Annotated in this window: 12 protein-coding genes; all 12 read right to left on the bottom strand. The window is 71.8% G+C overall.

Annotated elements, in window-relative coordinates:
* Positions 1 to 53: 53 nt before the first annotated feature.
* Entirely contained in the window at positions 54 to 2705 is a 2652-nt protein-coding gene (locus ACGF3J_RS21910) for a right-handed parallel beta-helix repeat-containing protein (protein ID WP_161332781.1), read from the bottom strand.
* 102 nt (positions 2706 to 2807) lie between these two features.
* On the bottom strand, positions 2808 to 3599 hold the full coding sequence (locus ACGF3J_RS21905; protein WP_161332782.1) for an SDR family NAD(P)-dependent oxidoreductase: 792 nt from the start codon (positions 3597 to 3599) through the stop codon (positions 2808 to 2810).
* 27 nt (positions 3600 to 3626) lie between these two features.
* Positions 3627 to 3968, bottom strand: a complete 342-nt coding sequence (locus ACGF3J_RS21900; protein WP_161332783.1) for an L-rhamnose mutarotase — start codon at positions 3966 to 3968, stop codon at positions 3627 to 3629.
* 128 nt (positions 3969 to 4096) lie between these two features.
* Entirely contained in the window at positions 4097 to 4939 is an 843-nt protein-coding gene (locus tag ACGF3J_RS21895) for a carbohydrate ABC transporter permease (protein WP_161332784.1), read from the bottom strand.
* On the bottom strand, positions 4936 to 5847 hold the full coding sequence (locus tag ACGF3J_RS21890; RefSeq protein WP_161332785.1) for a carbohydrate ABC transporter permease: 912 nt from the start codon (positions 5845 to 5847) through the stop codon (positions 4936 to 4938). Before ACGF3J_RS21890 ends, ACGF3J_RS21895 begins: the two co-directional genes overlap by 4 nt.
* A gap of 3 nt (positions 5848 to 5850) precedes the next feature.
* Positions 5851 to 7119, bottom strand: coding sequence for an ABC transporter substrate-binding protein (locus ACGF3J_RS21885; protein WP_161332788.1), 1269 nt, complete (start codon positions 7117 to 7119; stop codon positions 5851 to 5853).
* A gap of 50 nt (positions 7120 to 7169) precedes the next feature.
* On the bottom strand, positions 7170 to 8615 hold the full coding sequence (locus tag ACGF3J_RS21880) for a hypothetical protein (RefSeq protein ID WP_161332786.1): 1446 nt from the start codon (positions 8613 to 8615) through the stop codon (positions 7170 to 7172).
* Between the two features lie 25 nt (positions 8616 to 8640).
* A complete protein-coding gene (locus tag ACGF3J_RS21875; RefSeq protein ID WP_161332787.1) occupies positions 8641 to 9525 on the bottom strand; it encodes an amidohydrolase family protein in 885 nt (294 codons plus the stop codon).
* On the bottom strand, positions 9522 to 10553 hold the full coding sequence (locus tag ACGF3J_RS21870) for an aldo/keto reductase (RefSeq protein ID WP_393854506.1): 1032 nt from the start codon (positions 10551 to 10553) through the stop codon (positions 9522 to 9524). The genes ACGF3J_RS21875 and ACGF3J_RS21870 overlap by 4 nt, the downstream gene beginning before the upstream one ends.
* Before the next feature lie 5 nt (positions 10554 to 10558).
* Entirely contained in the window at positions 10559 to 11578 is a 1020-nt protein-coding gene (locus ACGF3J_RS21865; protein WP_393854505.1) for a hydroxyacid dehydrogenase, read from the bottom strand.
* Positions 11575 to 12825 (bottom strand): mandelate racemase/muconate lactonizing enzyme family protein, encoded by a 1251-nt coding sequence (locus ACGF3J_RS21860; RefSeq protein WP_161328953.1) that lies wholly within the window; start codon positions 12823 to 12825, stop codon positions 11575 to 11577. The genes ACGF3J_RS21865 and ACGF3J_RS21860 overlap by 4 nt, the downstream gene beginning before the upstream one ends.
* A 260-nt stretch (positions 12826 to 13085) precedes the next feature.
* Positions 13086 to 13937, bottom strand: coding sequence for a fumarylacetoacetate hydrolase family protein (locus tag ACGF3J_RS21855; RefSeq protein ID WP_161328954.1), 852 nt, complete (start codon positions 13935 to 13937; stop codon positions 13086 to 13088).
* Positions 13938 to 14093: the final 156 nt, after the last annotated feature.

The following is a 14093-nucleotide window of genomic DNA, read 5'->3' as shown; positions in this document are numbered from 1 at the left end:
CGGGGGACCCGAAGCCGGACGGGTCCCCCGGCCGCCTCGTCGGGTTCAGCCGGTCACGGCCGGCCGATCCCCTCCGCCGTGACGCGCCGGTTCCACTCCGCGACCCACGCCGCACCGTACGCCTCGGCCACCGCACCGGACCGCGAGAACTTCAGCGTGCCGAGGTCCAGTCCCGTTTCCGCCACCGAACCGGCCGCGACGGAGCGGGTGTTCACCTTGTCGCTCCAGCGCGAGAGCTTGTACTCGGCAGCGGGCTCCGTGAACGCCGCGGTCGTCTCCACGAACCCCGAACCGCCCCCGACCACCACCGCGTGGTCGATCTCCACACCGGACGGCACGTAGAGCGAGTCCGCGTCGTCCCACACCGTCGCCCGGCTGCAGCCGTTCGAGCCCGCCGTCGAGTAGTCCGCCGCCGCGCAGTCCTTGCCCGTCGCCGTCACTCGCGGCACATACCACCGTTCGACCTGCGGGTACGCGATCGGCTTCCCGTCGGAGTACCTCGCCTTCCCGTCCGTGTAGTGCTCGTGCCAGGCCGCCACGGTCTCGGGGGTGGCGCTGTACTTCTCGCCCTCGCGGACGTCGAGGAACGCGTTGAACCTGCTCTGCAGCACCCAGCTGTTGTCCAGCGGCAGCCGCGTCTCGCCCTTCTGGTGGTAGATGCCGCCGTGCCCCACGTGCTTCACACCGATGAACACGTTGTCGTTCGCGGTGTTGCCGTGCCCGGAGTTGAGGTTGACCGCGGAGTTCGAGCCGTTGACCACGTTGTGGTGGAAGCGCACGCCCGACGCGCCGTCGTCCATGTACAGCGCGTCGTTCGAACCGCCGATCTCCTCGAAGTGGTTGTACGCCACCTCGTTGCCCAGATACGTGAAGTCCCGGCCCGCGTAGACCGCGCCCATGTCCCCGGCGTTCTTCACCACGTCGTAGAAGTGGTTGTGGTTGACCCGCATGTCGTTGCCCATGATCTGCACGGCCATGTGCGGTGCGTCGTGGACGTAGTTGTACTCGAAGGAGTTGCCGACCCCGTACAGGTACCCGGCCGGCGTGTAGGTGGCCAGCTTCGAGAAGCGCGCGATCTCGTTGTGGCGGGCGACGTTGTTCCCCCGTTGCAGCGTGGCCCGGTCGCCGCCGCCGAGCAGGACCCCGCCGCCGCCCAGGTCGTGCAGGTAGGAGTTCCGCACGACGTTGTCGTGGCCGCCCTGGAGCGTCTCGTAGTCGGGCATGCTCGTGATGGTGTCGGTGGTCCGCCCGATGCGGATCGCGTCCATGCTCACGTTGGAGATGTCGACGCCGTCGACGAGCGTGCCGACGGCGTCCAGCAGTTGCACGCCGCTGACGAGCGACCCGGTCATGGCCAGGCCCCGCAGGGTGACGCCCTCGGTCCCGTCGAGCAGGAAGAAGTTCTTGTCGAAGGTCTGGAGCGTGGTGTCCTTGCCCTCGATCGTCCCGCCCTCGGGCCGGTAGTAGAGGACGTCGTTGTCGTGGTAGCGGTCGATGTAGTACTCGCCGGCCGTGTCCATCTCCGACAGGACGTTGAGGACCTTGACCTTGGTCCACGCGTCCTGCGGAATGTACATCGACGGGTACTTGGTGTAGAGCCGGTCGTCACTCCACGACAGGATCCGCACCATGTCGTTGGCGTAGTTGTTGCCGAAGTACCCCGACAGCCAGCCCTCGGTCTCGGCCCTGGTGTTGTCGATGTCCTCGATCCACCGCGGGTCGAGCTGCACCGGGACGTCGGAGTACTCGCCCAGGCCGCGGGTGCCGAGGTCGTCCACGGTCGGCACCGCCTCCGGCGCCCAGTTCCTGTAGCGGTCCTCGCCGAGCGCCCGGCCCCCGACCGTGAAGATCTGCGGTGTCATGCGCCGCATCTCCTCCGGCGACCAGGTGTCGCGCTGCTCCGGGTCGCCGAGCTGCTGCTTCTTGTCCTCGAACTGGGCCCGCGGGGTCGTGCCGGAGGAGTTCCAGTCGTCCTGCAGGCCGAAGCGGGCGTCGAGGTCCACGTTCATGAGGTCCCGCGGTCCCTCCGCGTCCCACTTGTCGCCTGTGCCCCACAGGTGGCAGTCGGTCTCCTTCGTGGCGCAGGTGTTCCCGTTGGGATACTCGGCCAGGACCTGGGTGGCGCCGCCGACGACGAGTTCGGGGGCGAAGGGGTCCTGCACCCAGTTGAAGCCGTTCTTGTAGAGGGTGCCCGGGTCGATGCCCTGGGCACCGAGGTCGTGGACCCACACACCCTCGCGCAATGCCGGCGTGTTCAGCCGTGAGTTGGAGGAATACTGCGGCTGGGCGAGGGTCTCGGCGGGCAGGTCGGTGAGCCGCTTCCACCCCTCGGCGGGCAGCTCGTGCGATCCGGTGACCGTCACCTTCTCGTTCCGGTACGGCGCATAGGTGACCCAGGAGTGCGCGGCGCCCTTCAGCTCCACGGTGTCGTCCAGGACGTAGGTGCCGCCCCGGATCAGCACCGTGCCGCGGGCCTCGGCCGACGTCCGGCCGGCCAGGGCGTCCCGGGCCGCGGCGATCGTCCGGAGGGGGTCCTTGCGGCCGCCGCTGTTGGCGTCGTCCCCGTCGGTGGCGGAGACGTAGACCGTCAGCCTGCCGGGGGCGGTGGCAGGGCCGGCCGCGGCGGCGGCACCCGCGGCCGGTCCGCCGACGCCGGCCGTCAGCGCCAGGGCGACCGCGGCCGGCAGGGTCCGCGACGCTGCCATCGGTGTCCACGACGCTGGTCGCCGGGATTTCTGCATGGAGGTGCCCTTTCGTCGGTTCTCAAGTGACTGACGTGGGGTGTGACACGGGGGGCGGGAGCGGGGTCAGCTGCCCTCGGGGCGCAGCCGCAGCCCCTGCATGCCGCCGTCGACCGCGAGCGCCGTGCCGGTGACGGAAGCCGCCGCCGGGGACGCCAGGTACACGATGGCCGCGGCGACCTCCTCGGCGCTCACCAGGCGGCCGGTGGGCTGGCGGGCGTTGAGCGCGGTGCGCTCGGCCGCCGGGTCGTCGGCGCTCGACAGCAGCCGGTCGATCCACGGGGTGTCCGCCGTACCGGGGTTGACGCAGTTGACCCGTATGCCCTCCCGGACGTGGTCGGCGGCCATCGCCAGGGTCAGGGACTGCACGGCGCCCTTGCTCGCGCTGTACAGCGCACGCCGGGGCAGCCCCGCGGTGGCCGCGACCGAGCAGGTGCTGACCACCGCCGCGTGCGGGGAGGCCCTCAGGTGGGGCAGCGCGGCCCGGGTGGTCCGCACGATGCCGAGGACGTTGACGTCCAGGACGTGCCGCCACTCGGCGTCGTCGTTGTCCGCGACCGTCCCCTGGGCGCCGATGCCCGCGTTGTTCACCAGGATGTCGAGGCCGCCCAGGAGGTCCACCGCCCGGGCGACGCCGGCCCGGACCGAGGCGTCGTCGGTGACGTCGCACCGGACGGGGAGCAGCACCTCGTGGTCGGTGGCCGGGAGGATGTCCGGGGCGAGGTCGAGGACGGCGACCCGGGCGCCGCGGCGGGCCAGCAGCCTGGCGGTGGCGAGCCCGATCCCCGACGCGCCGCCCGTGACGACGGCCGCGAGACCGTCGAGTTCGGGGGCCGGGGGAGTGGGGGTGTGCGGCATGGCGGGTGTCCTTCGCATGGGTGGTGGTCAGTCCAGGTGGAAGAGTTCCTCGCCGGTCACCCACCGCTCCCCTGGCTGTGCGGAGTCCAGGGGCTGCTGACAGGGATCGGTGAGGGTCCACCACTGCTGGGTCTGGGGGTCGGCGGCGATGGCGGCCATGTCGGCCTCGTAGTCGTCGCCGGTGTACTCGAAGTAGGCGAAGAGGGTGTGGTCGCGCAGGAAGATGGAGTAGTCGGTGATGTGGGCCCGCGAGAGGGTGTCCAGCACCGGCTGCGGCACGGCCGCGTGCAACTCCCGGTATTTATCGACGTGTTCGGGCCGCAGTAGGATCACTGACGCGACCCGGCGGGGTGTGCGGGGTGCGGGCATGGCTGGTCACTCCTTCGCGGAACGGGTCACTGATCGGTGGGGCGCTTCCCGGCCGGGCGGGGCGTTGGGCGCGGGGCCGCGCGACGCAGGGGAGCGGGGCGTAGGACAGTGCGGTGCCAGGGGGCCGGTCAGCCCTTGACCGCTCCCGCCGCGAGCCCGCTCATGATGTGCCGCTGCATCACGATGAAGATCACCAGGATCGGGATCACCGCGAGCAGCAGGGTCGGGAACACCTTGGTGTAGTCCGTGGAGTACTGGCCGACGGCCGCGTACACCCCCGTGGTGACGGTGTAGACGCCGCTGCCGGGACCGAGGATCATCTGCGGGCTCGCGAAGTCGTTCCAGACGCTGAGCGAGTTGAGGATGAAGACCGTGGCGACGATCGGCCGCATCAACGGCAGGATGATCCGCCAGAGCGTGTGGTACCGGCCGGCTCCGTCGATGGCCGCGGCCTCGTCCAACGACCTGGGCAGCACGCGGATGTAGCCGAAGAAGACGAACAGCGTGAACGGGATGGTGGTCGCCGTCATGAACAGGATGAGCCCCGGCAGCGTCCCCATCAGGCCGATCCCCCGCAGCACGAAGATCACCGGCACCAGGATCACCTGGGTGGGGATGAACATCCCCGCGATGAAGAAGAACAGCAGCAGCCGCGAGATCAGCTTGGGCGTGCGGGCCAGCACGTACGCCGCCGGCGCGCACACCGCCATGGCCAGGGCGTTCACACAGAGCACCAGGGCGATGGTGACGCCGTAGCCCTTCAGGATGCTGAAGTCGGGGTTGTTCCAGGCGTCCGAGAGGTACCGGAACGTCGCCGTGCCGAAGCTCGGCGAGAACGGGTTGGCGAGGATCTCCTGCTGGCTCTTGAAGGCGTTGACCACCAGGAGGTACATCGGCACGAGCATGCCGAGGGACACCAGGGAGACGAACGCGACCCGGACGGTGGCGGCCGAGGTGAGTGTTTTCTTCATCCGATGGACTCCGCGTCGTCCTCGGCGCGCCTGCGCAGGACGAGGACTGTGATGGCCAGGACCGCCGCGGCGACGATCAGCAGCACGGCCTGGGCCGAGGCGACGCCGATGTCCCGCTGCGGGAAGGAGACTGCGAGGATCGAGTAGGCGAGGGTCTTGGTCGATCCCGCCGGACCGCCCCCGGTCAGCGACACCACCACGTCGTACGTCTTCAGCAGCGAGATGCCCGAGGTGATGACGGCGACCGTCACGGTGGACGCCAGGGAGGGCCAGGTGACGGCACGGAAGGTCTGCCACCTGCTCGCCCCGTCGATCCGGGCCGCCTCCAGCAGGTCGGCCGGCACCGCCTGAAGACCCGCCAGGTAGAGGATCAGCTGGACGCCGAAGAGCGACCAGACGATGACCAGGATCATCGACCACAGCGCCCAGTCGGGATCGCTGAGGAAGGGCAGGCTGTCGGTTCCGACCTTCTCCAGCATGGTGTTGGCCACGCCCTGCGGGCCGAGGATGGCCTGCCACAGGAAACCCACGACCAGCGCGCTGAGCACGTGCGGGTAGAACATGACCACCCGGCCGAAGGTGTTGAACCGGTTGGTGCGCTGCAGCAGCAGCGCGAGACCGAGCGCGGCCAGGTTGACCGCGACCGCGCCCACCACGGCCACCACGGCGGTGACCACCATGGTGCCCGTGATGTCGTCGGACTCGAACATGGTCCGGTAGTTGTCGAGACCCACGAACTCGGGGACGCGGTTGGGGAATCCGTTGTACTCGGTGAAGCTGTAGTAGATCGCGTAGATCACCGGCACGACCAGCAGGGCGACGTAGACGAGCACCGCGGGCACGACCATGCTGACGCGGGCGCCCAGGTCGCGCCACGCCCGCGGCTTCGAGGCAGATGTCCATTCCATGGGTCAGCGGTTCTCGTCGACCCACTGGTCGATGCTCTTGGCGGCGTCCGCCGGACCCGCCCCGGTGTACAGGCTCTGCGCGACCTCGGTGAACTTCGGGTTGAACCCGGTGACGGGCAGCCGGACGTTGCCCTGGCCCTCGCCCACGGCGACGAGCGCGGGGGCGTCGTCGAGGATCGTCTGGATCTGCGCGTCGACCGGGGTCTGCTTGGCCTCGGAGCCCTTGCGGAACACCCCGTCCGAGCCGAGCTGCGCCTCGATGGCCTTGGCGTCGGTGACCAGGTACTCCACCAGCTGCTTGGCACCGTCCTCGTCGCCGATGCCCTTGCGGATCATGTAAGGGTTGGCCATCGTGGCGCCCTGCGGGCCCGGGTACGCCTGTCCGTCCGCGGCCGGGGGCGAGAACACCCCCACCTCGAAGGGCAGGTCTCCGGCCTTGTTCAGGGTGGCCGCGAACCAGCTGCCGTTGGTGTAGAGGCCCACCTTGCCCGCGGTGAAGTTGCCGTCCGCCTGGGAGGGGCTGAGCCCGACGTCGCTCTTGTCGATGTACCCGGCCTTGATCCAGTCGGCGTACATCTGGAACGCGGGCTCGTAGGCGTCCGAGACTGTGAGCTTCTCGTCGGACACCGCGGTCTGCCACTTGGGGTGCAACTGGTTGAGCGTCGGGTGGTAGATCTGCTGGAGCTGCAGGCCGGTCTGGAAGTCGCCGGCCGTCTGCATCGGCGTGTAACCGGCCTTCTTCAGGTCGCCGAGATCCTCGGTCAGCTCGTCCCACGTGGTCGGCGGCTTGCTGATCCCCGCCTTCTCGAAGGCGGTCTTGTTGTAGTAGACCAGCGACTGCGTCTGGGTGCCGACGCCGACCGCGTAGTGCGCGTCGCCCATGGCGTACTCGTCGAACATCGGCGTGTCCTTGGCCCAGGCCTCACCACCGAGGTCGATCAGTTCGGGCGCCGTGTCGTCGTCGGGGAAGATCGACTGGATGACGTCGGGCGCGGTGCCCGCGGCCAGTTGCTGCGGGAAGGACTCGGCGACGGACTTGCCGGTCGGGCCCTCTATCTTCACCTTCAGGCCGGTCTCGTCCTCGAAGGGCTTGACCAGCTTCTCCCAGTAGGCCTGGTTGAGGTTGTCGGTGAGGTTCACCATCATCCGGATCTCGCCGTCCTCGCCGCCCGCCGAGCCGGAGCCCGACGAACAGGCCGCGACGAGGAGCAGCGGAACCACGGCGGCAAGCGCGGCACCGCGCGCCTTGCTCCCTCTGTTGGTCGACGTCATTGTCATCTCTCTTTTCCTCGGTGGGGAAAGCCGGCGGTGTCGTTCGGTGGTCACAGCCGCCCCCGGTAGGGCAGGGGGCCGACGGCCGTGATGTCGGTGGGGGCCTCGCCGCGGTCGACGCGGTAGATGCCGTCGTCGGCGACGAAGAACTCGGGGACGTCCGGGTGGCGCAGCTCCTCGGGCAGCGGCTCGCGGTCCGTCCAGGCGAAGAACTCCCGGGCGAAGACAGCCCGGTCCTTGCGGCCGTACAGGTGCAGGTCGCCCGCGGTCAGCGGGCTGCGCACGGACCAGTGGACGCCGGACTCGGCCCAGTACGCACGATCGCTGACCAGCACCGACTGCCGTTCGCGGGGTGCGGTCACCCGGTCCCAGAAGTCGTCGTCCGGGCCGTACCGGGCCATCAGGAACAGCAGGTCGTGCGCGTGCCAGGCGGTACTGGGCGCGATGTCGGCCTCGTTGTGCCAGCCGCTCGCCGAGGCGAAGTAGCCGGCCGGTGTCTGGTAGCGGGCGTAGGTGGCCAGGCAGGCCTCGGTGAACGCCTCCAGCTCGGCGTCCGGGCCCTCGGCCAGCACCTCGTGGATGCCGTACAGGGTCAGTCCCATGCCCGCGATGAGCATCGGCGTGTCCGTCTTCAGGGAGCGCTCGCCCTGGACGTACCAGTAGCGGTGGTAGCGGGTGGCGCCGGTCTCGTCGGTCCAGGCCGAGCGGGCCACGTGCCGGCACAGCCGCCGTGCCTCGGCGAGCAGTTCGGGGTCGCCCTGGGCGCGGTAGCCCAGCACCAGCGGCACGATCATGAGCCCGTAGTACTCGGCGGGCTCCAGGATGCCGCCCTCGGCGCGGTCGCGCACGGTGCGGAACGTGCCCGCGCTGTCCGCGTCCGGCACCCCGCGGTGGTGGAAGAGCCGGACCAGCTCCGCGAGGTCATCGGGGATCTCGTCGGCGTAGGTCTTGTCGTCGCCCAGCTCCGTGTAGAGCTGCTTGACCCAGACCCGGGCGTACTCCTGGTTGCAGGTGCCGTCCTCGCCGGGGCGCCCGCCGCCGTAGACCTCGCAGGCGTCCAGGTTGCGGCGTACGGCGGTCAGCACGGCGGCCACCTCCTCGGCGGGCAGCAGACGACCGGCGTGGCGCACCGCGAGCAGCATGCCGAGGCTGCCGACGGCGTTGTGGATGAGGCCGCTGGTCGCCGACTCGCCGACCTGGAAACCGATGTGCGCGTACTGCCCGTCGGACTGCACCTCGGAGCACTGGTAGCGCAGCAGCCGCCGCAGCAGGGCGACGCCCCGCTCGTCCGGCCGCGCGGCAAGCGCCTGCGCGAAGGCGCCGACGGCCGGGCCCGCGAACGTGGTGTGCCCGCTGGTGAAGTCCAGGAAGGTGGCCGGGTTGGTGCCCCACACGCTGTGGTTGTGGAAGCCGTTGACCGCTCCTTCGTCCGTCACCCAGCTGTGCAGCCAGCCGGCCAGCGCGGCCGTGTCCGGGGTGGTGGTCTGGTGGTCCATGGTGTTGGCGTTCCTTCCGGAGCGATCACACGGCCGCGTCGCGCGCGGCGTCCAGCAGGGCGGGGTCGAGTCGGTAGAAGCGGGCGGCGGTGCCGCCGAGGACGGCGGCACGCTCGTCGGGGGCCAGCGGGGCGAGGAGCGCGCACACGGACTCCCAGGTGCGCGCGTAGCCCCCGGCCAGCAGGGAGATCGGCCAGTCGCCGCCGTACATCAGCCGCTCGGGGCCGAACAGCTCCAGCGCGTCCTCGACGAACGGCCGGACCTCGTCCGTGGACCACGCGTCGAGTGCTCCCGAGGCCGGGTAGAGCCCGGAGACCTTGGCGTGGACGCCGGGGTGCTTCGCGGCGGCCGCGATCAGGCGGCGCCACTCGGCCCGGTCCTCGCGGCCGCCGCCGACGGGCGGCTTGCCGAGGTGGTCGACGACCAGGCGCAGGGCGGGGTGCCGGACCGCCAGCCCGGGCAGGTGGCGCAGCGCGGCGGGCGAGGCGGTCGGGTAGTCGAAGGGGAGACCGGCTCCGGCGAGCAGCGCGAGGCCCGCCTCCGCGTCGGGGCCCGCGATCCAGTCCGGGTCGGACCGCTCATGGAGCAGCGTGCGTACGCCGACCACGTGCGGGTCGCGGCGGAGCTCGGCGAGCCGGTCCCGGGCCCGGCCCGGGTCGTCCAGCGGGACCCAGGCCACGACGCCGACGACCTCGGGGTGCGCGGCGGCGGTCGCCAGCATCAGGTCGGTGTCCGCGTCGTTGTCGGCGGCCTGGACGAGCACGGCCGCCGTGACGCCGGCCGTGCGCAGGACCGGACGTACGTCGCGGAAGCGCATGGCGCGGTCGACGGGCGACAGCGCGGGCCCCAGCCAGTCGTAGGGGGCCTGCTCGGGGTCCCACACATGCAGATGGGCGTCGAGGACGGTCATGGCCGCTCCCCTTGCGGGGTCGGCGGGGTCGGCGTGGTTGGCGCGGGCTGTGCGCCCGGGCCGTCCGGGACCAGGCCGAGTTCGGCCAGCTCCACCCAGAGCGCGTCGGGCACGCGGGCCGCGAGCCGCCTCGCGTTCGTACGGGACTGCCGCGCGTCGCGGGCGCCGAGCACCACCGACACGACCGCCGGATCCCGCAGTGGGTAGGCGATCGCGGCCTCCGGCAGGGTGACTCCGTGGCGCTCGCAGACGCCGGCGAGCGCACCAGCCCGGGCGATCAGCTCACCGGGCGCGGGCAGGTAGTCGTAGGTGGCGTCGGCCGGCGGACGGTCGGCGGCGAGCAGACCGGAGTTGTAGACGGCGGCGGCGACGACCCCCACCCCGCGCTCCCGGGCGAGCGGCAGCAGCTCCTCCCGCGCCGACTGGTCGAGCAGGGTGTGGCGCCCGGCGACCATGACCAGGTCGACGTCCGAGCGGCGGACGAACTCGGTCAGCATCGCGGCCTGGTTCATGCCCACGCCCACCGCCTTCACCACCCCTTGGCCGCGCAGTTCGACGAGGGTGTCGACGCCGGTCGTGGCGGCCTCCTGCCAGTGGTCGTCGGGGTCGTGCAGGTAGACGATGTCGACGTGGTCGAGGCCGAGCCGGGTCAGGCTGCCCTCCAGGGAGCGCAGGATCCCGTCCCTGGAGAAGTCCCAGTCGCGGCGGAAGGCGGCGGGCACCGCGAATCCGCCGTCGTCCTGGCGGTGCGCGGTCTCGGGGCTGGGCACCAGCAGCCGGCCCACCTTGGTGGACACGGTGTACTCGGACCGCGGACGCCGGGCGAGGGCGGCGCCGAGGCGGCGCTCCGACAGCCCGAGTCCGTAGTGCGGGGCGGTGTCGAAGTAGCGGACGCCGCTGTCCCAGGCCGCGTCGACGGCGCCCTGCGCGTCCGTTTCGCTGGTTTCGCGGGCCAGGTTTCCCAACTGGGCTGCTCCCAGACCGAGTTCGGTCAACTGCGGGCCGCGGGCGAGGGTACGGGAACGCATCGGTCTCACCACACCCTCGTCCGTGCGGAGGCCGCGAGGTCCTCCGGGTGGGCGAAGGGCCGGCCCGCCGCGAACCGCTCGACCTCGTCGACGACGGTGTCACCGATCCGGTGCAGCTCGCCGCCGAGCGAACCCGCCAGGTGCGGAGTGAGCACGACGTTGTCCAGCGTCCACAGCTCGCTCGCGGTGTCGGGCGGCTCCGGGTCGGTGACGTCCAGGACGGCGTCGATGCGGCCGGTGCGCACCTCGGCCAGCAGGGCGTCCTGGTCGACGACGGCGCCGCGCGCGGTGTTGACGAGCGTCGCGCCGTCCGGCATCAGCGCCAGCCGTCCCGCGTCGATCTGCCCGCGGGTTCCGGGGGTCAGCGGCTGGTGCAGGGACACCACCCGGCTGTGCGCCATCAGTTCGTCGAGCGGCACCAGGCGCGCGCCGAGGGCGGCGGCCTGCTCCGCCGTGACGGTCGGGTCGTACAGGAGGACGTCCAGGTCGAAGGGGCGCAACAGGGCGAGCACCGCACGGCCCACGGTGGAGGCGCCCACGATGCCCACCGTCTGCCGGTAGTTGCCCCGCCCGGCGTATCCGCCGAAGTGGTCCGGCAGGGTCCGCGCGGCGCGGTAGCGGCGCTCCTCGGGCAGGATCCGCTTGTTGGCCAGCAGGATCATGGCGAGCGCGTACTCGGCCACGGGCCCGGAGTTGGCGGCCCGGGCGTTGGCCGCGACCACGCCGCGGGCGGCGAAGACGGCCGGGTCCTCCAGGCAGGTCGCGGCGACCCCGCCCGCGTACACCACGGCCCGGAGCCGCTCGGTGAGGTCCAGGTGCTCGGCTCGAACGAGTGGCGCGTCCCAGCCCGCGACGAGGATCTCGGCACCGGCCAGCGCGTCGCGCGAGCGGTCGGAGTCCAGCTCCCCGAGGACCAGGGAGGTGTCGATGTCGGCGGCGCGGCGCAGCCGGGCCAGGGCGTCCTCGTCGAAGACGCTGCGGACCAGCCGGGGGTTCATGGCGAAGACGGCACGTGGTCGCGTCACGGCGTGCTCTCCCTCTCGGTGCGCTCACTGCGCGCGGGGCGGTGGACGGGGCCGGGGACGGCGGGCGGGGCGGTACCCGCGGGGGTGCGGGGGCCGGGGCCCGGGGGGCCGGGGTCGGGCACCAGCCGCAGGCCCGCGTCGCGGGGGCGGACATGGGGGCCGTCGGGACGGGCCCAGCCGGCGTGCCGGTCCGGGGCGGCGAGTGCGGTCTCGTCGACGGTGATGCCCAGTCCCGGCGTGTCGCCGAGGACGATGCCGCCGTCCTCGATGGCCTGGTCCACGCGCAGCCCCTCCGGTGTGCCGGTGTCCTGGACCTCGGTGACCAGGTGGTTGGGTACGGCGGCGGCCGCGTGCGCCAGAGGGTTGGCGTGGTAGCCGACCGGGCTGACCGGGAGATCGTGGCCGTGGGCGAGGGTCGCGACCCGCAGGAAGTGGGTGATGCCCCAGACGCAGGCGGTCTGCACGACCTGGAGTGCGTCGGCCGCGAGGTGGGGCCGGAACTGCTCCAGGCCCGTCAGGTTCTCGCCGCCGGCCACGGCGGTGCGGGAGGCCCGGCCCACGGCCCGGTGCCCCCGCGCGTCCCAGCGGCGCACCGGTTCCTCGATCCAGGCGAGTTCGACGCGGTCCTCGATCCGGGCGAGCAGCCGCACGGCCTGGTGCCTGCCCCAGGACTCGTTGACGTCGAGCATCAGGGCGGGGGAGCGGGTGTTGGCTCCCAGTACTCCGGCGACCGTGCGCAGCCTGGCGATGTCGCGTTCGGTGTCCAGGCCGCCCTTGAGTTTGGCGCCGGTGAAGCCGCGCGCGGCCCAGCCGGAGTACAGCGCGACCAACTCGTCGTCGTCCAGCGCGATGTCGAGCCCCGACGCGTAGCCGGGCACGAACCGGTCCGCCGCGCCGAGGGTGCGCCACAGCGGCTCGCCGGCCATCTTCGCCTTGAGGTCCCACAGCGCCATGTCGAAGGCGCCGATGGTGCCGAAGGCCGCGCCGGCGTGGCCGCTCTTGAAGGTGTGGGCCAGCATCCGGTCGTAGAGCGCGGTGACGGACCGTGGGTCCTGTCCGTCGAGTGCGGGGAAGATCCGCGAGGCGTCGCCGTGCGCGCCGAGGCCCACTCCGGTGAGGCCGCCGTCGGTCTCGACCAGCAGGACCGGGACCTCGGTGACCCCTTGGGCGACGAAGCCGTTGGCGTCGCCGACGGGACGCCCCCAGCGGTGCAGGGTCGTCAGGCTCCGGAATCCGGTGATCTTCAACTGCTCCCCCTCTTCGTGCTCTCCTCGCCGTCCCGCCCGCCGGCCCACCCACCCCGCGCCGGGGAAATCCGAGGGGGCGCGGAAGGTGGGGGAGCGTGCCGCCGGGCCGGGAGAGCGGGCGTGTGCGGCTGTCGGGAAGCAATCCCGAAACCATGCCCTCATCGAGTCGTAACGTATCATACAAGTGATGACTGAGAAGAGGTCTCGGTCACCGGTTCGGGGAGGTTCCCGCCGGGCCCGCCCGGCGGGAGCGGCGGTCGTCAGGCGGCGCCGAGGGACTGGCGTTGACGGCCCAGCCCCTCGATCTCGATCTCCATGACGTCGCCGGGGCGCAGATAGGGGAAGCGGCCGGACAGGGCGACGCCCTCCGGAGTGCCGGTGTTGACGACGTCCCCGGGGTCCAGCACCAGGTACTGGCTCAGGTCGTACACGATCTGTGCGACGGAGAAGATCATGTCCGCGGTGCGGGAGTCTTGTCGCGGCTCCCCGTTCACGAAGGACCGCAGCCGCAGGTCCTGGACGTCGGGCACCTCGTCGGCCGGTACGAGGAAGGGGCCGAGCGGGTTGAACGTGGCGCAGGACTTGCCCTTGGACCACTGGCCCCCGGAGTGCTCCAGCTGGAAGTCGCGCTCGGAGACGTCGTTCGACACGGCGTACCCGGCCACGTGTTCCAGGGCCTGCTCGGGTGAGTCCAGGTACCGGGCCGTCCGGCCGATGACGACGGCGAGTTCGACCTCCCAGTCGGTCCTGGCCGAGCCGCGCGGGATCTCCACCTCGTCGTGCGGTCCGACCACCGTGTTCGGGGGCTTGAAGAAGATCACCGGACGGGTGGGCGGCGTGCTGCCGGACTCCGCCGCGTGGGCCGCGTAGTTCTGGCCGACGCAGACCACCGCGCCGGGTCGCGCGACCGGCGGTCCGAAGCGCAGCCCCGCGGACTCCAGCTCGGGAAGCGTGCCGTCGGCCAGGGCCCGGCGGGTGCGGGCGATGCCGTCCGCGGCGAGGAAGGCGCCGTCGATGTCGGGGGTCAGGGAGGAGAGGTCCCGGGTGACGCCCCGGTCGTCGATGACGGCGGGGCGTTCCCGCCCGGGGTCTCCGAGCCGTACGAGTCTCATGTGCCGCTTTCCTTGGTCGGGGGCCGTGCCTGCCGGGGCCGCCGGTCGCGCCGGACGCGTCCGTCCCGGCCGCAGGGCGGGGGAAGGGAGAAGCCGGCCGTCGCCGTGAGACGACGGGAGCCGAACCCGGTCATACGGGGCGTCCGCCCAGCTCGG

The sequence above is a fragment of the Streptomyces sp. NPDC048171 genome (assembly GCF_043202655.1).
In the GTDB taxonomy this organism is placed as follows: domain Bacteria; phylum Actinomycetota; class Actinomycetes; order Streptomycetales; family Streptomycetaceae; genus Streptomyces.
The sequence above is the reverse complement of the archived record's forward strand: the minus strand, read 5'-3'. Positions and strand labels throughout refer to the sequence as shown.